This window comes from Desulfosporosinus hippei DSM 8344, assembly GCF_900100785.1.
Classification (GTDB): Bacteria; Bacillota; Desulfitobacteriia; order Desulfitobacteriales; family Desulfitobacteriaceae; genus Desulfosporosinus; species Desulfosporosinus hippei.
Genome location: NZ_FNCP01000002.1, coordinates 97,673 through 116,696, shown reverse-complemented (window position 1 = coordinate 116,696; position 19,024 = coordinate 97,673). Strand labels below are relative to the sequence as shown.

The window sequence follows — 19,024 nt, the reverse complement described above, 5'->3', positions numbered from 1 at the left end:
AGGAGACTCTTATGAGTTTATTCTATACTTTCTACGTTTCATTAAACTAATGCCTCCACCAACAAGAGCAGCTAAAATCAAGGTCAGACTTCCGCCCACTAAGCCGGAAGTGCTGGTTCCTCCGTCAACAGCAGGCCAAGCTTCTTCCCCTTCTCCCCCACTTGGTTCAGGCTCCTCTTCACTGGCCTTAAAAGAATAATCCGGCAGAAATGCTGTTTTAGACTGTAAGTCCGACAATTGCTGATGAAGACCGCCGGTTGCTTCCAGCTCCGCTGTTCCCGCCGTCTTGATCATAGCCCATTCCAAACCATCCGGGTTAGAAGAAGCAAACCAGGATAATCCTGCTCCTGTAACCACAGCAGCCGCTACCAGACCTGCAACAACCTTTTTAATGGAGATGTTGCCAATGGTTTCTCCTGAGGAAGCCTTTTCCATAATTTCCGGCCGGGCGTTCCAAATATAGGTTGCAATTGCTGCTGTGACAAGACCTTCAACTACACCAATTGCCAAATGAATAGGCTGCATTAATAAAACGAAGGTTCCAAAAGGCAGCTCAGTTTTTCCCGAAAAGAGAGTTTCTAAAACAACCCCAAAGGCTCCCAACTGCAGACCGATAACTGCCGTTAGGACCGAGGCCAAAAATATGCGCGTTGTTGAATATTCCTTTTTCATTAAGACTTTATAAATTAGAGGGTAAGCTATAAAACATGAGAAAAAGCCCATATTGAACACATTACACCCATAGGCCAGCAAGCCTCCATCGGCAAAAAACAAGGCTTGTATGGCCAGCACGGAGGCTATAGTCAGAAAACCGGCATAAGGTCCTAATAAGATTGCTAGAATAAGTCCTCCTCCAATATGACCGCTGGAGCCGGTTGCCGGGATGGTGAAATTAATCATCTGAGAAGCAAAAATAAAAGCTCCCATGACCCCCATTAAAGGAATCTTTTTTTCGTCCATCTCGGTTTGTACCTTCTTAATGGAATAAGCGGCAACTCCTGCAGTTGCTGCCCACATGGCTCCACCCACAACCGGTGAAATTAAAGCATCAGCCATATGCATATATATCCCCTCCAATTATTCTAAATCATATCATATTCTTTGTCCTGCGAGTAAATATTTTTAAATAGTTTAATATTTTGAGATAATTTTCTCTCTCACCCTCCCTCAAATAAACAAAAAAACCACAAAGTTGACCCTAATGAGTCAAACCTCCATGGTTTCTGCAAACACCTTCATGGTCTTGCTTAGCGATATAAGTTTTACTGACTATTCTACAATCCTGCTTAATTCTCCTGCCAGGATACTCAGATTTTAGAAATTAATTCTACGCTGATTTTCTGAACTAGAATAGGCCGGCCTATCGGGCTAGGCTAAAGAATATCTCTCCTTAATTATTATATAGAAGTAAACTTCATTATAATACCGGAATACTGCTTGTTGCTGACGTTTTTATGAGACTCAATGAACAAGGCGAAGATTATCCCTTTTAAGTCTTGTTGGCAGCTCAAAGACTGTGCCGGTAAGAAATTTAGTGTAGGGATGCTGCGGCTCTCGAAAAATCTGTTCCTTACTCCCCATTTCCACTAATTTACCGCCCTGCATTACCGCTACTCGGTCGCTTATCCCCCGGATCACTTCTAAATCGTGAGAAATAAATAACATGCCTATCTTATGCTCCTGCTGGAGCTTTTTGATCAGACTCAAGATCTGGGCCTGCACAGCCACGTCCAACATCGAGGTAGGCTCATCGGCAACAATGAATTTTGGTTTAAGAGCAAGCACCCTGGCTAAGGCAACACGCTGAGCCTGCCCCCCGCTGAGTTCATGGGGGTAACGTTCCAGGTGTTCCTCTGACAGCCCTACCTCATGCAGCAAATGTCTTACTCTTTCCTTTTCTGCTGCCTTACTTTTTACAAGCTTATAGAGGCGCAGAGGCTCGGCCAGAGATTCCGCTAGTTTCATCCGGGGATGCAAGGACTGCTGCGGCTGTTGGAAGACAATCTGCATCTCTCTTCTAAGCTTTAATAGCTCTGCCTGAGACAGGTCCGTTAAATCTTGGCCTTCAAAGCACACTCTTCCGAAGGTCGGTTTAATAAGCATCAGTATCAGCCTGGCTAAGGTGGATTTTCCGCACCCGCTTTCTCCTACAAGTCCCAAGGTTTCTCCCACCTGCAAGGAAAAGCTGACGCAGTCAACTGCCCTGACACAGCGGTTCTTCAAGATTCCCACCCGATAGTCTTTAACTAAGTCCTTAACTTCAATCAGCATGAAAGCACCTCACATAATGATTTGGATCCGCTTCTCTGAGGTCAGGATGAAGGGCGGCACCCTTGGAGCAGGCCACTCTGCACCTGGGTTGAAACCTGCAGCCCGGGGGAATCCTGGAAAGACTGGGACTGAACCCCGGAATCGGTTTAAAGCCTCTCCCCGGCAAAGAATCGAGGAGAGATTGAGTGTAAGGATGTCGGGGAATTTTCAATACCCCGGCAGACGAACCCATTTCCACAATTTCTCCGGCATACATGACAGCAATCCGGTCTGCCAGCAGGGCAGCAACTGATAAATCATGAGTGATCAGCAGCATCGACCTGTTGTTTTCAGCAGCCTGCCTGCCAAGGAGCTTCACAACTTCCATCCTGAGCACTGCATCCAGGCCTTTGGTAGGCTCATCCACTAAAATCAAATTTGGGTTGCATGCTACTCCCATAGACACCAATACTCTCTGCCGCATTCCACCACTCAATTGGTGGGGATAATAATCCATCCTCTTCTCCGGCTCGGGAAGCTGTAGCCGAGAAAACAACTCTACCACCTTTTTATGGGCATCTGGTTTTCTAACCTTAGTGTGCAGCCGCAACACTTCCATGACTTGCCAGCCCACTTTAAGCAGAGGGTTAAGGGAGGAAGCCTGACTTTGGGGAATCATCCCAATTTCCCTTCCTCGTAAAGCTCTCAGCTCTTCATTACTCCCTTCCAGGATCTCAAAACCCTTATAAAGGATACTTCCTTCGCTTAATGAATTTTCCGGCAGCAAGCGCAGGATGGAAAGGGCCAGGACAGATTTTCCACAGCCTGTTTCTCCGACGAGAGCCAAAACCTCGTCAGGATAAATATCCAGAGAGACATTGTCTACGGCTTTGACGACAGTTTCCTGTATTTGAAAACAAGTGCTCAGGGCACGAATAGAAAGCAACGGTGACATCACCTGTTTGTTCAGCATGGGAATTCCTCCCTTCTCGGTAATCTATTCAATGACTTTGTCACGCAGGCGAGGGTCAAAATAATCTCTCAAGCTGTCCCCCAGTAAACTGAAGGCTAAAATGCTGAACATCAGAGCTAAGCCCGGGAACAGGGTAACATAGGGGGCAGTTCGGATAAACTCCCTGCCTTGGTTAATCATTGCTCCCCATTCTGCCTCCGGAGGTTGAGCGCCTAAACCGAGAAAACTCAGACTGGCCATAGACAAGATGATATGGGCAATGTCCAGGGAAGCCATGACCAGCACAGGGGCCAGAACATTTGGCAAGATATATTTGAAAAGTATTCTGGAGGAACTATTTCCCAGGGCCCTCGCCCCTTCCACAAACTCTGCTTGCTTTAGGGTCAATACCTCCGCCCGAACAAGTCTGGCATAGCCGGTCCAGTGTACTAAAGTCAGAGCAACTATGACGCTTTCTAAGCCCGGACCCATAGATACAATCAGAGCCATAGCTAAAATAATGCTGGGAAAGGCCAGCAGGACGTCAACTAAACGCATAATCAAGCTATCTACTCCTCCGCCCTTATAGCCGGCTAGGAGTCCGAGGAGTACTCCCCCTATCCCGCTGATAGAGACAATCACCACTGCCGCGGTTAAAGAAGTTCTGGTTCCCTGAATCACTCTGCTTAAGATACACCTGCCCAAGGGATCTGTACCAAAGGGGTATTGGAATGAGGGAGTCTGGACTTTTTCAGTCAAGCTGACCGAGATAGGGTCGTGAGGCATAATCAGCGGCCCCAGCAGCGCGACCATGATCACTAGAAGAACAGCCGCCCCACTGACAGCCAACATACTTTCTTGCTTTAAAAACCTAAGGACAACCTTTTTCGGAGTTTTTGCTGAGAGAAGTATAACATCCATCTAACTCTCCCTCCCGTAGCGTATCCTCGGATCCATTAAGGCGTAGGATAAGTCTACCAACAAATTAACTAAGGCATAAGTCCCGGCAATCAACAAAATGCATCCTTGAACCACTGGAATATCTTTAGCAAAGATGGAGTCAATCAACAGCTTTCCTATCCCCGGCCAGGAAAAAACAGTTTCTACGATCACCGACCCTCCCAGCATGTGCCCAAATTGCAGTCCCACAACTGTGACCACCGGCAAAAAGGCATTTTTTAAGGCATGCTTGGCGATCACACTCCTTTCATACAACCCTTTGCTTCTAGCGGTCAAAATATAATCCTGTCCCATTACTTCCAGCATACTGGAGCGCATAATCCGCAAGGTCACAGCCCCCATCCCAGCAGCAAGAGTCACACAGGGCAGCACCAGAGAGGATAAACTCCTAAAGCCGGCCACTGGAAACAGGTTAAAGCCCAACGAAAAAACAATAATCAGCAAATAGGCCAGCCAGAAGCTGGGCATAGCCACGGCAAAAAGAGCGAGGAGTCGGTTGAAATGATCAAAAAAGGTGTTTCTTTTAACGGCACAGAGAATTCCCAGGGGTATGGAAATTAACAGGGATAGAGTGACACTCAGAACTGCCAGCAAGGCTGTGGCCGGGAACCTCAAGCCAATGAGTTCCGCTACCGGAAGTCTGTAGACATAGGAATCTCCCAAATCCCCTCGGAGGGCCTGTTTGATCCAGCGATAATACTGTTGATACAAAGGATCACTGAGCTTAAAGCGCGTTGTGATCTCAGTAATCTCAGCATCCGTGGGGATCTCTTCCAGGCCAATGAAAGCGTACTTCAAAATAGTTGCCGGCGTCGACCCGGGGGTCAGATGCAAGATGCCAAAGGTAAGCATTGAGGCAGCAACAATCACCAGGATTGTCGCCGCCAGACGTTTGCAGATAAATCTCCCCATTAAATTCTACTCCTTGATATTAACTTCGTTTGTCAGCATATAATCGTGAGCTGTAGGGTTGAAAACAAAATTGTTAACTCTGCTCTTCATAGCCACAGCAACACCATAATAAGCAATGGGTAGCACAGGCTCTTCATCTTCTAAAATTTGCTGAACTTGTTTGGATAAAGCATACTTTTTCTGTTGATCTTCCTCTACCATACATTGGTCAATCAGCCTATCCACGTCCGGGTTGTTATAGCCAATAACTTTATTATTCTTGGAGTAATATAGGATGTTTAGATGATAGGAAGGGGAAGGAATCATGGCTGTGGCAAAAGCACTCATTTTCATATCCCATTTTCCTTTGGCAGCGATATTCGACATGGCCGAACTATCCATAATCTCAGTTTTCAGATCAATTCCCAGGTTTTTAAACTGGGCCTGCACAGCTTCAGCCATAGGCGGTAGCCCCGGTCTTTGCGGATAAGTCATCAGGGTAATCCTCATGGGCTTGCCATTATGATCGACAATGCCATCCCCATCAGAATCCTGCCACCCGGCTTCAGCAAGCAGTTGTTTCGCCTTGGCAGGATTATAAGGATATCCCTTCAAATTCTCATTGGTCCAGGCCATTCCCGGCATATAAGGTCCCTTAGCTGCTTCGCCGCATCCGAATAAGACATTTTTCACGATACTCTCTCTATCGATACCATAACTCATAGCCTTCCTGACTCTCACATCATTAAATGGTGCTTCATTTAAATTCATTTCAATGATATAAGTTCTGGCTGTTTTATTAAGCTCCACCTTAAGTCCCTCCACTTTTTCCAGCCTTGCCAACTCATTGTAGGGAGGATCACAGGTGAAATCGATCTCCCCCTTCTCCAAAGCCAGGGCTCGAGTATTGGGGTCGGGTAAGGCACGAATTTCCAGGTTGTCCAACTTGGAAACCGTCCCCCAATAGTCTGGGTTCTTGGACATCTTCAGGTCTCCCGTAGAGGGGTCATATTGCTCCAACTTGAAGGCCCCGGTGCCAATGGGTCTTATCATTTTTCCGTCTTTATCGACGGAGCTTTTGGCAATGATGGAGGTGTTTGAATAATGCAGGGAAGCAGGCAAATCACTGTTAGGGGTGGAGGTAGTGATGATAACAATCCCATCATTTTCGGCTTCCACTGTTTTAATCTTGGTAAAACTTACTATCTGGGGATTAATTTGAATGGCTCTCAGGAGTGACCATTTTACTGCTTCTGCATTAAAAGTGGTGCCGTCATGAAATTTGACATCTTTACGCAAGCTAAACTTCCAAGTATTTGGGTCTATTCTTTGCCATTCGGAAGCCAGATTTGGCTGAAGTTCGAAATTAGGCTTTGTTCCTACCAAAGTCTCGGTAATCAGGGCTTTTTCCATGGTTAATGTACCGTTAGTAGCAGGATCAATATTGTCAATCTTCCATATTTCACCCACAACCAAAGACTGATTGCCGGAACTTGCCGGCTTAACTCCACAGCCTGCTGTACTAAACAGCAAAGATATGACCAAGAGACAAAGTACAATCGACAGACTTTTGATTCTCATCGTTCTCTTACCTCCTAATTTTAATTTCATTCACTCTTAGCTCCACCCTAGGTTGCTAAAGCATCCGTCAGGAGTTCGGCCTTCGGCCTAAGTCTCCACTGGAAAGTCACGTCACCGAAAGACCAGGTTAAACTTTAGTGGGAGGAGTTCACTTACTGGCTGTTACAACAAACCTCTGATAATAGCCGTATTTCAGATTATTCACTAAACCACGAGCCCGAGGGTCTTTGAAGCCGGCCGCTTGGGGATTTTTCAAGCCTAGTGCTCTGAGAATTCTTACATCCGCCTCCGGACGTTTTTGTTTGCGCAGGGGAAGATCCTTCTCAAAATCCCGCAGATCGTGGGATTTGCTTGAAGAGTCAGTACCTTCAGTTATCCGAAGGGTAATTGTCGACGCCAGCTTCCAGAGCTTTTTGACCCAACTGAAATGGTTCCAGTCTCCATCAATAATTACTAACTTTCCACCGGGTTTGAGTACCCTCGCCCATTCAGAAACGGCCTTTTCCGGATCCGCCATGGTCCAAAGCACATGGCGGTTAATCACCACATCAAAGACCTTATCTTGAAAAGGCAGTTCATCAGCATCCCCAGACTGAAAGGTTACTTCCAGCCTTTGACGTTTGGCTTTCATTCTGGCCTGGGCAAGCATCTCCTCAGCCACATCCACTCCGGTAACACTGTGCCCGTATTCAGCCAGCAAAAGAGCAATAAACCCCGTTCCGGTGCCTACATCTAAAACTTTAAGTTGGTTGCCCTCCACTGCCTTGGCCAAAATCCTCTGCCATGCTTTCTTTTCTTCTTCGGAATGAATCCCATGACCTGGGCATTGATCAAACTCCCCGGCCGATTCGTTCCACCTCTGGCGAATTTTCTCTTTGACTTCCCTCACCTGAGTACTCATGTTTATCTCCCCCTTGCTATTTGTCTTGTGAAATCCATTCACAAACGTGTCCTAATGCTTAATCAATTTTTTAATATCACCCCTCTGTCAGAATCCCAGTTAGGCTTTCTGTTAAACAAAAAAACCACAGAGTCGACTTTCTCAAGTCAAACCTCCATGGTTTTCTAGACCTTCATGGCCCTGTAAAGATATAGAAGCATACCCAAATGAAAAAACCCACAAAAATTAACTCGTAGTTAACCTCCATGGATTTGGCAGGATCTTCATGATCCGTAATATTATTTATATTCTGTATGGTTTTGTATATAATTTATAATTAATAGAGGTGATTGTCAATATAATTTTTATCCTTAGAATTTGCTTATTATAAAATTCAAAAATTTCTTTTCTTTCTAGAAGGAATAATCCTATTTATGTAGAATGTAACAACTATAGTTATAAATCCTAAATGTGATGACCATGGAGGTCTTGACTAGACGCTAAGTCTGGTTATATCTTCCAGGGTTTTTTTCATTTACAAGGAGGTGTTTAATAGATACTAACTAATTTAAGATGACCTTACTAAGTCTACCTTCCATAATTTTTCTGCCTGCATCTTACGTGCATATATATAGACCAGTAATTCCTAAGAAGTTCTTCTTCATCGGGAATATCGCTATTTATTCAGACTTAAGAATATTTTGATCTGACCGTCACAATGTTATTGAGTCTGACAGAACTGAAACCCTCCTTCTTAATATAAAAGTTGACTCCTTATTTTTGAGGAGTCAACCTTTTTTATCTTTGCAGCTCGAAATTTTTCTCTATAACTTCAGAAGACGATCTGATAAAGACCTCCTTTTCCCCTTCGTCCTTAGCGTTTGGTCGAAATCAGTTAGCTGCTTTAACATATCGTAAATTTCTGCACCTTAAGTTGGAATCACGACCATCTGATTCTGTACCCGCTCCACACTTACCGGAACTCCATAAGCCTGAGAAATATTTGCTGCCGTCATCACTTCCGGGCCTCCGGCGGCAAAGACCTTGGTGTTCTGCAATAACAGAAACTTATCTGAGAAGCGTAAAGCCAGATTTAAATCGTGCATTACAGCAACTACCGCAATATTCTTCTCCTTAGCGGCAGTTTGAATGGTTCTCAGCACTTCGATTTGATTTCTTAAATCCAAGTTGCTGGTAGGCTCATCTAACAACAGAACCTCAGGTTCTTGAGCCAAGGCCCTGGCAATGATGACCTTCTGCAGTTCCCCTCCACTCAGTTCATCTAAGTAGCGGAGAGCATACTCTTCCAGACCGGTTTTGGCCAATACCCCTTGTACCAAAGCCAAATCTGAGGCTGCGGCCTCCCACTTTATATGAGGTTTGCGGCCTAATAAGACTGCATCAAAGACAGTTTGCCGATTGCTCTCGTAGTGCTGGGAGACGTAGGCCATCTTTAGCGCTATAGCCAAGCGACTCAGCTTAGACACCTCTTGGTTGTCCAATAAGATACTGCCTTTTTTGGGCAGTAAAATTCTGTTCAAAGTCTTGAGCAGGGTGGATTTCCCGGCACCATTGTTCCCTAAAATGGAGAGGAACTCTCCTTTCTGCACAGCAAAGCCCACCTTATCCAGGATTATTCGGGATCTGTAGTTAAATTCTACTCCGTTAACGGATAAGATCATCGCAGTTTAGCCCCTCTCACCAGCAGATAAAGGAAAAGGGGTGCGCCGAGAAAAGAAGTTACTGCCCCTACCGGCAAAACCACAGGGGCGATAATCCTTCTGGCCAAAGTATCTGCTGCCAGCAGCAATAAGGCCCCCATAATTCCAGAAGCCGGTATAAGGAAGCGATTGTCTCCGCCAATTAAACGCTTCACCAGATGAGGGGCCACGAGACCTATGAAGGCCATAATTCCTAAAAAGGAAACGACTGTAGCCGTAATCAAAGAGGCAAAGAACATCCCCCACTGTCTCGTTTTCTCTACGTTGACGCCTAGACCCTTGGCAGTCTCTGCCCCACTGTCCAGGGCATTATAATTCCAGCGGTTAAACAAGAAAAAGAGTAAGGAGCCAAAGACAACACAGGTCATAATCCCCAACTCCCCCCAAGATGCTCTACCAATGTCGCCGAAGGTCCAAAAAACAATAGCAGCCACATTAACATCATTGGTAAAATACTGTAATAGCATGGTGCCTGCCGAAAAGAAAAATCCTAAAGCAAACCCAGCTAACACCATAGACTCTGGTGACACACCCTTATATTGGGCCAGAAAAATAATGATCATGGTCGAAAGCATAGCCCCCCCGAAGGCGGATATAGTGACAATATAGGGGTTATTAATCAGAATCGCTCCTCCACCTGTGCTTGAAGAACTACCTGCTCCCCAGCCAATGATGGCCAGCGCAGCCCCAAAGGCTGCGCCTTGGGCAATGCCGATGGTAGTCGGGGACGCTAAGGGATTTCTGAGGATATTTTGCATGACCGCACCGGCAATCGCCAAACCTATCCCTGCCACCATTGCTGCCAACACTCGGGGTAAGCGGATTGACCAAATAATAATCTGAGACTGTCCCTCAGTTTGGCCAAATAAGGTCAGTAAGACCTGCCAAGGTGAAAGCTCAGCTGAACCGGCACTAATGGCGTAAAGGGCCAGCACTGCAGTCATCCCCAACAGACCCAACAAGATTATTTTCTTCTTCCATGTATATCTTAGATAATAGTTTACTCGGCCATCAGGCACGGTCTCATTACCAACCAACTCTAATCACCTCATATCATTTTCCTAGCTCCAACTTCTTGAAACCGCCAAAATCCCTATCCATATCTGCATACAGAGGCTTACCCAGCAGGAACTGATAAATTTCATCACTTTTCTTAATCGGATCGATGTCTTTAAACCGTTCCGGAAAGATTATTTTTCCTGCGTAATAGGCGTCGGCAAAGGCCGTGTCAATATTAGGGTTATAGTTGTTAAAGGGAATCAAATTATATACTCGATCATTTTTCATGGCCTGCAAAGACTGGTAGAAAGCAGGGTTTTTCTGATAGTCTGCTGTAACCAGGGCATACCCCCCGGCATCAAGAAAAAGAAAATCCGGATTCCAGCTGATGAGCTTTTCTTTATCGATCATAACGGTTCCGTTTTTGCCTGTTTCATCAACGACATTTTTGGTCCCAATGTACTTAAATGGCGGATATTGGGCTTGAGTGCTTTCGATCCCATGGGCTCCTTTCATGCTCACGGCACCTACATAAACTTTTGCTTTCTCCCCATCGGCAAGGTTTTTCGTCCGTTCTCCCAAATCCTTTTCATTTTGTTTAAGATAAGTAACAACCTCTTCTGCCCGCTTCTCCCGGCCTATGATCGTGCCGATTATATTAAGAGAACGATATAGATTCTCACCAAAGGTTGCTAAATCCCCATAGCTTAAAGCAACTACGGGAATACCTGTTTTAGCTTGCAATTGATCAGCCTTTTCTTTATCGACAAGGGTACAGACAAAAATCACGTCCGGCTTGACGCTAACCAAGCTTTCCTCATTGGGTGCAGTATCCGGTCCTCCCTGACCAATACTGGGCAGCTTCTTTAAGTCAGGATAAGCCATCATGTAGGATCTTCCCGGGTTTGATTTCTTCTCAGTCTCTTCAATCCCAACTACCATGGCTGCTCCTTCGATATAAGTCACTAACCGCAATGCACCCGGCCCGATGGCCACGACCCTTTGCACCGGAACCGAAAGCTCAACTTCCCTGCCGACTAGATCCGTAATCTTTTGTTTTTGAACCTGAGCAGTCGTGGGAACTGTGCCCTCTTCCTGCTTACTTTCAGTTCCTCCACATCCCGTTAAAAGTAATAAGGACATCATTAGCATCAAAAGTAGGGATGTCAGTTTTCTCATTAAACTCATCCTTTCCTTATAGTTTTATAAAAAATAAGACCACGAAGCTGACTTCCTAGGGAAGCCAGACCTCCATGGTCTTATTTTTTAAAATATTTTGTTATTCTTTCTACATTAAGCCAAAAATTCCTTTTTTATTTTTTGACAAATAATCATATTCTTATGATTCTGTCTAAGAATCAACTCGGGGAAGTGCTTTGCTTTGTCTGGATAATTCTTCGAGCTCGTCATCAATATCTATAAGCTTAATAAGCCACTGAGAGCGCTGTTCCCTTTCTGATATAAGTTTCCCTAAGATTTCCTCTCGAGCATTCTGTAATACTTTCCTCCGCTTTTCTATCTCCAGCAGCTTATCTTTGGAACTCATTAATCACCCTCCTAAATAATACTTTTACTGAAAAAAATATGACCATAAGGGTGACTTCCTTTGAAGTCAGACCTCCATGGTCATATATTCACAATATTATTAGTTCTATAGAAATCAAGAAATTCCTGCCTTCTCAACAAAGTTTACAAGGATTCCTTAACCTGTTTAGAGAATATTGAAATCTATAACCTATGAAGCACAAGTGTCAATTATTTTCGATGCGGGGTCTGGTGACTTGAGTAGTAGAGAGTTACTTCTTTAAAGGGGGGCACTTAGATGACAATTCCCTATCCTCTCGGTATTTTTTCCTGGTTCGGTTATGTACTTCCTTTTCCGGAACGACTTAGCTTGATTAAGGAAGCCGGATTTGAGGCTACCTCTATCTGGTGGGAGGATGAGGACATTCCCTGGCCGATGAAGAAGGAGAGCATGCCTAAGTTGGTCAAAGAAGGGGGGCTTATCTTAGAAAACCTACATGTACCTTATAATGACTCCAGCGAAATGTGGTCAGAGAATAAATCCCTGCGCTCGGGATTTATCCAAAGACATATCCGCTGGCTGCAGGATTGCGCAGACTACGAAATTCCCATGATGGTAATGCATTTGACGGAGGGCTACACCACGCCGGAGCCCAATGATTTTGGTGCCGAAAGCATGTTTGAACTCGTAAGGGTTGCTGAGAACCTGGGGGTAACCATCGCTATCGAAAACACCCGCCGCAATGATAATGTCCCTTATTTGCTTTCTAAAATTCCATCCGGCTCTTTGGGCTTTTGTTTCGATAGCTCTCATTACTTTCTAACGGATAAACTGGACTTCCATCTTCTTAAGAATTTTGGCCGGCGACTTGTCACAACTCATCTGTCGGATAATGACGGTCTGGAGGATCGGCATTGGCTGCCTGAAGAGGGTATCATTGATTGGGCCCAAGTAGCCGGACACTTTCCAACCGCTTATCGGGGATGTTTAACTTTGGAGGCCTATCCGACGGCGGAGGAGCGGGAAGGCCCACCTCAGTTATTTCTTAAAAAAGCTCTGCAAAGCTTAAAAACTCTCCACAGTTTATTAGAGCGGGAAAGCTTGCCTGAATAGAGTTGCAGTTACTAATGATTTGAGGAAGTAATTGCTTGGCTCCTAAGGTCTCAGCTTTTTCCGGAAATGAACCTTTTCGTGCTTTTGTCTGAGTTGTCTGACCCAATTCCCTTTGTCTTCGTACATTTCTCCCCCCAAGGTCTTAATCATGCGTGTCCCATTCACCGTCTGGGCTTCCGGCACACCGTAAAAAGAATTGGTTAACTGAGTAAGTATCGTAACCACTCGATTCTTCCTCACGATAAGCACGACTTGGTAACCTTCTCTGGTAGGGTCTGGAGCCAGATAATATTTAATGGATCTTTTCATTCTATTTAATATACAAGCTACCTCATTAGCTTCCTCAAAGGAGACCTCTCGCGCAGTTTGTAGCCACTCCTCCATAAAGCGATTCACCATGAGGGGGTCTAATCCCAGTCTAGAGACAGCTCCTTCTAAGCTATGCACTGTGGCCGTAATCATGATAATCCTCCTCCCATCGATATGAATGTCCCCTACTAGAGGTCTAGAAATTCGCGCTTAGAGTAACTTGAAAACCATAAAAAAGCAAAATCCCTCTACAGTTACATGTAAAGGGATATGGTTACTCCACTAGCCGGACCTGATTTTCCGGCATAAACGGCACCTCCCCTATCTTCCGTAGGTTCCTGTGTAATCTGTAACGAGCAGGTCTCCTGGCTTAAGTTCATTGCAGCCCTATGTCTTCCCGGTTGCCCAGTGACATTGTATAAGGCCGCTCACTACTACAGTGGCGGGACCGCGTCAGCTTAACTGACTTCCCTGTCAATACTTTCTTTATAAAAGTACACTCGTTACATATTTAGTTTTTAGTTTTTCGAGAGTATTTGACGAATAGACAAATTTAAGTTTCTAATCCAGAAGTCATCATAGTGTTCTGGGAATGTTTTTGGAAATACTGTCCGAAGCATGGATTTAAGTTTTTTCAATATTCCTACATTTCTACGTAGATTTTAAAATTCCTGCTTCCGACAAAAATATTTCAAAATTTTGTCAGCGGATTGAGTAAGTTCATTGTTGATTATTGATTATTGATTAGTCATTATTCATCAAGCCAAACTTGATCTTAATTCGTTCCAGCTTTTTGATCCAAGGCTTCGCCAAGATCACCAGAAAGATCAACGTCGAGAGAGCGTGGGTAAAGTCAAACCAAAAGCTGGAGATATAAGCTGCTATGATAGCCTGATAGGTAATGGGCTTGATAAAGCCTACGATATACCATATATTCATGACCCAGCCAAAGCCAAAGCCGGTGGCAAAACCAAAGACTGCTAAACTCAACCTGTTTTTCAGCCAGCCGACATTTCTCAGCATACCGGCCACTAAGCCGATCATGCCCCAGCAAAACATCTGCCAGGGTGTCCAGGGCCCTTGCCCGAAAAACAAATTGGAGGTAATAGCGGCTACGGCACCGGTTAAAAACCCGGCTTCCGGGCCAAAGGTCAGGGCGGTAATGATCACAACAGCTGAGGTAGGTTTAAAATGAGGAATGGGCGCGAAAGCTACCCGACCCAAAGCCGCAATCCCTGCCATCACAGCAATAACCACCAACTCCCTGGCTTCGGGTCTGCGTCTCTCAAAGCTTAGAAAAAAGGGACCCATAGCCAGGATGATCAGGATCACGCTTAATAAGCCATAATTCTTATCTCCCTGCAACGTCGAAAGAATTAAGGCGCAGGGTATTGTAAAGATTATGGCCCAGCGGAGTATGTGGATGATTCGACTGCGCTTGTTCTTAGGCTCGACCTGGTTTAACATTGTTTCACATCCTGTCTTTTGCCATCACCAGACTCTTCCTTCTCCAAGGGAGAGTCTGGTTCCGTTGCTCTGTTTTACTCTCCCAGCCAAGTTTGGCCTAAGTCTTTGCCTAAATCACAGGTATAGTTCCACTCAATTATATCCCCCGGTTTGAGCTTATATTCTCCGCAGCCATAATTAGGATATACTTTGTTGACACAATACATCCAGCCGCTCAGAGGGCCTCCGTCAAACTCATACAAATTATTAATTCCTTGGATATAGGGAGTTCCTTTCGACCCTTCATACTCCATGTGAATCTTATGTTGGCGTACTACCTGCTTCAAAACATCAAATACTACTTCCCCTTCTTTGAACTCCACCACTGTGGGTGCCAGGATAATCCCATCAACAGGCACAACCTCCTGATATTTTTTATCCTGATGCAGTCCCTTATCGACGGCAGTTTGGCAAGTAATTGAGAAGGTTACTATGTTTTTGGGATTGGGATTAGGATCGGGACTAGGGGGGTAGGATTCGAGTTTAAATCAGAGGCCGAAGGGGCCGCCGGAGGAAGAGCCGCCAATTAAAATCTTGACAAACAAAAAAAGCTCTCTACCACAGCGAAGGGTAAAAAGCTTAACCGGCATCAGGTACTATAAGTATCCCGAAAACAAAGTCCGCCCCCCTAACACCCCGTAGGTAGTTTTACTTTGGATTAAGCAGGTCTCCTGGCTCAAGATCATCGTCTGCTCACGTCTTCCCGGAATTATATCCAGTGACACCTGTGAGAAAACTCCCTCATACAGTGGCGGGCACCGCGTCAGCTTCAACTGACTTCCCTTTTCAATTCCTTCCTTCAGGAAAGAATCACTTATTCCAATATTTATTATTTTTGTCCATCTTACCATGAAACAGAAGATTCTGTATAGACTGAATCCTATTTCTTCCCTTTATCTATTTGTACTCATTCGTTCCTCCACTTCGTTCACCAAAGCTTCAATCTGGTGAGGGAGAGGGCTGCGGGGTATGCCTACCAGCTGAATGTTTCCGCGTTGGATCGGCAGAAGTAACTTTTCCGCTTTGCTGGCAGAAAGAGCCGCAGCTATGTCGGAGGTTATTTCTCCCAACATTCCATAGACCAACATGATTCCTATAGATCCAACAATAATGTCTACCCGATCTGCATTGTAACAAATAGCCGACTCCCCGGAAGCCCCTTCCGTAGCTCCTGCCCGCACCATTGCTCCCGTAGCAAGAGCATTTGTTCCCAAGGCCAGGATATTAAGTTCAGGGAATCGCTTGCGCAGCTGCTCTACGATATGTTTGCCAATACCTCCACCCTGTCCGTCAATAACTGCTATTCGCATCATACTCTCCTCATTTTTTGCTCCAAATTATCGGCAAGGTGTTCGCCTTCAGGCATCTGCCCTTAGGGTCTTGCTGCCCTCTAACACAATTAAAAGACCATGAAGCAGACTCTACTGAGCCAAACCTCCATGGTCTTGCATCCCCTTCATGAGTTTGCATAACGGTATTAATCCTTTCCGCGTCAGCTTCCAGTAATTTCATCTTACCATGAAATAGCAAAAAATGTATAGCCTAAAATATCTTCTCAGAAAAACATTTTTATGTAATACTGCCTTTCTTCTATTGATTGTTTTAATTATTTTGAAAATTTTTCGGCAGGAATTCAAATGATTTTGTAGAATACTAATTTTAATCATAAGTACACCCATTCATGAAGGTGTTGGTGAAGACCATGGAGGTCTGACTTGGATAGGTCAGTTTCCCTTGGTCTTTTTTATTATGTAAAAGGGGGATTAAATTTATGTGCAGAGTACAAACATTGTGGGAAAAAGCGGTAGAATTTCACGGGCATGAATGCCCAGGGCTGGCAATGGGCTACAAAGCTTGTGAAGCCGCCATTAAGAAGCTGGGTATTCGGTTTTCTGAGGATGAAGAAATTGTCTGTGTCACTGAAAACGACGCTTGCGGAGTTGATGCTGTACAGGTAATTACGGGCTGTACTTTTGGTAAGGGAAATCTTTTGTACAAAGGCACAGGCAAAATGGCCTTCAGCTTTTTTAACCGCTCCAATGGCGAAAGCCTGAGAATGATCGTAAAGCCGTTAAATGAAGAAATGGATCGCCAGCAACGTCAAGAATACCTTCTGAACTCACCTGCCGAAGAACTTTTTAACTTCTCCAAGCCGTCCTTTGAGTTGCCCGAAAAGGCCAGACTCTTTACTACCGTAATTTGTGAGAATTGCGGAGAAGGGGCTCCCGAGCACAAGCTGCGCGTCAATGACGGCAAAAAAGTGTGCTTGGACTGCTTCAAGGACTATTCGAGAGGGTGGTAAAGAGATGGATATACAATATTACACCCGTCTGTGGAGCGAAGGAAAGGTTGCCAGGGCCTCTGCGACGGCCTTTTGGGACAATCGAGCCGATGAGTTCAATAAATTAGTTTCCCCAAAAGCTTCTGACCAAAGAATTGGAAAAATTATTAAATTCATGTCTGATCATAATCTTTTTGCTAAAAACAGCAGTGTTCTGGACATCGGTTGCGGTCCGGGAGGATTTGCTGTTGAATTTGCCAAGACATCCCGTGACGTTACCGGCCTGGACATATCCTTTAAAATGCTGGATCATGCCCATAGAAATGCTGCCGCAGCCAACCTGACCAATATCTCCTTTGAAAACTTAAATTGGGACGAGGTAAATCTTGAGGAATACGGTTGGGAAAAGCGATTTGACTTGGTTACAGCCATCAACAGCCCAGGAATTCATGATCAAGTCACCCTGGAGAAGATGATCGCTGCCAGCAAAGGATATTGCTTTTTGTCTAATTTTGTAAGTCGTTCTGACTCTGTTCAGGACGTAATTCGTAAGGAAATCCTGCAACTTAAAGATCCAAAGTTTTATATTAACACAGTCTACTGTATTTTTAATATTCTTTGGCTAATGGGCTATTATCCCCACATTACCTATGTGGATACTGATCGAGAGCATGTCCGCTCAATCGAAGAAGCTAGTATGTATTATGGCACACTTTTTGAACTTAAAAATGACCCCGCTGATGATCAAAACAAGCTAATTATGAATTATCTCGAACATATCTCTTCTGATGGGTTTGTGAGAGAGAGGGTTCAGACAAAAACTGCCTGGATCTATTGGACGGTCTGATTTGTGACTGCCTCCTCCAAACTCAGAGGGACGCTAGAACAGTAACCGAATAGATTTATTTAAACACTGCTAAATCTCCAACCTTAATCCTTTTCTCTTTTTGCTGTCCATCTTCTGTTAACCAAGAAATTATTACTTCATTGGAGTTTAATATTTTCCTTAGAAAGTCTTCGTCTAACCCTCTCGTATAAAGTGTAATCTCATACAAATATTCGGCAGTATTTTCATTTCCATTGTCCCGAATATAAGAGTTTCCAAACCAATACAAATCATCTTTGGTATCTTCAAAGATTTTCTTAAAATCAGGAACAATAATTCTTCGGTTCTTGATGTTCTTTGAATTTTCTTCATCTAACTTAAAGGTGAAGATTTTAAAATCCTCCCTAGCTGGATCCTTAATTCCTGAAGTCCCGATACCCTGAAATTGCTGACCAGTGACACTTATTATTTCAGCTGTTATAGCTACAGTCAGTTCATTATTCTTTTTGCCGCATGCCGACAATGATAAGAAAATCATGGTAGTTAAGAATATTATCAGTGTTTTATTTAATAATCCCTTCAATTAGCTCCCTCCAACATATATCCTTCTTAGGACTTTATCTCTTGGGCTTTACTCTGATTGCGATTAGGCTCTGCATATCATTAATCACAGACTTGTCTTTTACTTCGATCATTAGCCAACGTCCTCCACAGGAAAAAGATGTTTTACGATATAATTCTTGCACATAGGAAGTAAATGTTCCCAACTCCATTTCTACTTGTTCTACCTCTTTTGCCCCCACCACAACTAAGCCGATAAAAAATCCTTCCATCGGATAAAGGGTACATAGTGACTTACCACTCTTTTGATATTTCAGATTCCAACCTGGCTGGGCTGAACATTTACTGTAAGTCATTTTTGGTTTAACCTGATACGCTTTTTCAATATTTGAAAGAAGTTCCGACCAGAGCGGTTCTCCTTCCCCAATATATTGTTTAATGTCTTCATAAGACGGCACCCGATTAATGTTGAATTGCTCATTCCATTTCATGTACAATCTCCCTTTCAAGCTTTAGAGCTGTCCCCAGGGGAATTGCAGCCTATATTTGCTTCCCTTTCTCAAACAGATGCGAAGGAATACCACAATTTCCTTTCCTCAGTGCCAAGGATGGTGCGGCCTTTGCACCATATTAATCTATTCAGATTTTCTCTTATTCTTTCTGTATATA

At 44.3% G+C, this 19,024-nt stretch carries 20 protein-coding genes and 2 riboswitches; of the genes, 3 read left to right on the top strand and 17 right to left on the bottom strand.

All coding sequences use genetic code 11. From position 1 onward, the window contains the following. Window positions 1-9: 9 nt before the first annotated feature. The 11 genes from BLS16_RS02445 to BLS16_RS02395 all read right to left on the bottom strand — a co-directional run bounded on the left by BLS16_RS02445 (window position 10) and on the right by BLS16_RS02395 (window position 11,780). Window positions 10-1,062, bottom strand: coding sequence for an energy-coupling factor ABC transporter permease (locus tag BLS16_RS02445; RefSeq protein WP_092329394.1), 1,053 nt, complete (start codon window positions 1,060-1,062; stop codon window positions 10-12). Window positions 1,063-1,461: 399 nt separating this feature from the next. Further along, window positions 1,462-2,271 (bottom strand): ATP-binding cassette domain-containing protein, encoded by an 810-nt coding sequence (locus BLS16_RS02440; protein WP_092329392.1) that lies wholly within the window; start codon window positions 2,269-2,271, stop codon window positions 1,462-1,464. Beyond that, on the bottom strand, window positions 2,261-3,223 hold the full coding sequence (locus BLS16_RS02435) for an ABC transporter ATP-binding protein (protein ID WP_092329389.1): 963 nt from the start codon (window positions 3,221-3,223) through the stop codon (window positions 2,261-2,263). Before BLS16_RS02435 ends, BLS16_RS02440 begins: the two co-directional genes overlap by 11 nt. A gap of 24 nt (window positions 3,224-3,247) precedes the next feature. Then, window positions 3,248-4,123: a nickel transporter permease gene (gene nikC / locus BLS16_RS02430; RefSeq protein ID WP_092329386.1), complete on the bottom strand. Its 876-nt coding sequence runs from the start codon at window positions 4,121-4,123 to the stop codon at window positions 3,248-3,250. Then, a complete protein-coding gene (locus BLS16_RS02425) occupies window positions 4,124-5,074 on the bottom strand; it encodes an ABC transporter permease (RefSeq protein ID WP_092329384.1) in 951 nt (316 codons plus the stop codon). It lies immediately after the preceding gene. Between the two features lie 6 nt (window positions 5,075-5,080). After that, complete coding sequence (locus tag BLS16_RS02420) at window positions 5,081-6,634, bottom strand: ABC transporter substrate-binding protein (protein WP_176786044.1); 1,554 nt, start codon at window positions 6,632-6,634, stop codon at window positions 5,081-5,083. A gap of 148 nt (window positions 6,635-6,782) precedes the next feature. Then, window positions 6,783-7,535 carry a class I SAM-dependent methyltransferase gene (locus BLS16_RS02415; protein WP_092329379.1) on the bottom strand — a complete coding sequence of 251 codons (753 nt, stop codon included), beginning with the start codon at window positions 7,533-7,535 and terminating at the stop codon, window positions 6,783-6,785. A gap of 908 nt (window positions 7,536-8,443) precedes the next feature. Next, complete coding sequence (locus BLS16_RS02410) at window positions 8,444-9,196, bottom strand: ABC transporter ATP-binding protein (RefSeq protein ID WP_092329376.1); 753 nt, start codon at window positions 9,194-9,196, stop codon at window positions 8,444-8,446. Continuing rightward, window positions 9,193-10,272: a FecCD family ABC transporter permease gene (locus BLS16_RS02405; RefSeq protein WP_092329374.1), complete on the bottom strand. Its 1,080-nt coding sequence runs from the start codon at window positions 10,270-10,272 to the stop codon at window positions 9,193-9,195. Before BLS16_RS02405 ends, BLS16_RS02410 begins: the two co-directional genes overlap by 4 nt. Before the next feature lie 16 nt (window positions 10,273-10,288). Continuing rightward, the gene (locus tag BLS16_RS02400) at window positions 10,289-11,413 is read right to left on the bottom strand and encodes an iron ABC transporter substrate-binding protein (protein ID WP_092329371.1); all 1,125 of its coding nucleotides are present in this window, start codon (window positions 11,411-11,413) and stop codon (window positions 10,289-10,291) included. 172 nt (window positions 11,414-11,585) lie between these two features. Next, the gene (locus BLS16_RS02395; protein WP_092329369.1) at window positions 11,586-11,780 is read right to left on the bottom strand and encodes a hypothetical protein; all 195 of its coding nucleotides are present in this window, start codon (window positions 11,778-11,780) and stop codon (window positions 11,586-11,588) included. A 276-nt stretch (window positions 11,781-12,056) separates the two neighbouring features. On the opposite strand from BLS16_RS02395, the gene BLS16_RS02390 reads away from it, so the two are divergent. Next, window positions 12,057-12,872 carry a sugar phosphate isomerase/epimerase family protein gene (locus BLS16_RS02390; RefSeq protein WP_092329367.1) on the top strand — a complete coding sequence of 272 codons (816 nt, stop codon included), beginning with the start codon at window positions 12,057-12,059 and terminating at the stop codon, window positions 12,870-12,872. A gap of 42 nt (window positions 12,873-12,914) precedes the next feature. On the opposite strand, the gene BLS16_RS02385 is transcribed toward BLS16_RS02390, so the two are convergent. From BLS16_RS02385 to BLS16_RS02370, 4 genes are all read right to left on the bottom strand, one after another. Next, the gene (locus BLS16_RS02385) at window positions 12,915-13,334 is read right to left on the bottom strand and encodes a hypothetical protein (RefSeq protein WP_034596700.1); all 420 of its coding nucleotides are present in this window, start codon (window positions 13,332-13,334) and stop codon (window positions 12,915-12,917) included. A gap of 185 nt (window positions 13,335-13,519) precedes the next feature. Beyond that, a riboswitch (cobalamin riboswitch) is annotated at window positions 13,520-13,700 on the bottom strand. Window positions 13,701-13,925: 225 nt separating this feature from the next. Continuing rightward, entirely contained in the window at window positions 13,926-14,648 is a 723-nt protein-coding gene (locus BLS16_RS02380; RefSeq protein ID WP_092329365.1) for an ECF transporter S component, read from the bottom strand. A 74-nt stretch (window positions 14,649-14,722) separates the two neighbouring features. Beyond that, the gene (locus tag BLS16_RS02375) at window positions 14,723-15,046 is read right to left on the bottom strand and encodes a DUF4430 domain-containing protein (protein ID WP_242876163.1); all 324 of its coding nucleotides are present in this window, start codon (window positions 15,044-15,046) and stop codon (window positions 14,723-14,725) included. A gap of 285 nt (window positions 15,047-15,331) precedes the next feature. Next, a riboswitch (cobalamin riboswitch) is annotated at window positions 15,332-15,520 on the bottom strand. A gap of 60 nt (window positions 15,521-15,580) precedes the next feature. Continuing rightward, entirely contained in the window at window positions 15,581-15,997 is a 417-nt protein-coding gene (locus tag BLS16_RS02370; protein WP_092329362.1) for a DUF3842 family protein, read from the bottom strand. A gap of 461 nt (window positions 15,998-16,458) precedes the next feature. Between BLS16_RS02370 and BLS16_RS02365 the strand changes: the two genes are divergently transcribed. Both BLS16_RS02365 and BLS16_RS02360 read left to right on the top strand, forming a co-directional pair. Beyond that, complete coding sequence (locus BLS16_RS02365) at window positions 16,459-16,989, top strand: FmdE family protein (RefSeq protein WP_092329360.1); 531 nt, start codon at window positions 16,459-16,461, stop codon at window positions 16,987-16,989. Window positions 16,990-16,993: 4 nt separating this feature from the next. Continuing rightward, window positions 16,994-17,815, top strand: coding sequence for a class I SAM-dependent methyltransferase (locus BLS16_RS02360; RefSeq protein ID WP_092329357.1), 822 nt, complete (start codon window positions 16,994-16,996; stop codon window positions 17,813-17,815). A 55-nt stretch (window positions 17,816-17,870) separates the two neighbouring features. On the opposite strand, the gene BLS16_RS02355 is transcribed toward BLS16_RS02360, so the two are convergent. After that, on the bottom strand, window positions 17,871-18,377 hold the full coding sequence (locus BLS16_RS02355; RefSeq protein ID WP_092329355.1) for a hypothetical protein: 507 nt from the start codon (window positions 18,375-18,377) through the stop codon (window positions 17,871-17,873). A gap of 34 nt (window positions 18,378-18,411) precedes the next feature. Then, the gene (locus BLS16_RS02350; RefSeq protein ID WP_092329352.1) at window positions 18,412-18,846 is read right to left on the bottom strand and encodes a DUF3788 domain-containing protein; all 435 of its coding nucleotides are present in this window, start codon (window positions 18,844-18,846) and stop codon (window positions 18,412-18,414) included. Window positions 18,847-19,024 lie beyond the last annotated feature (178 nt).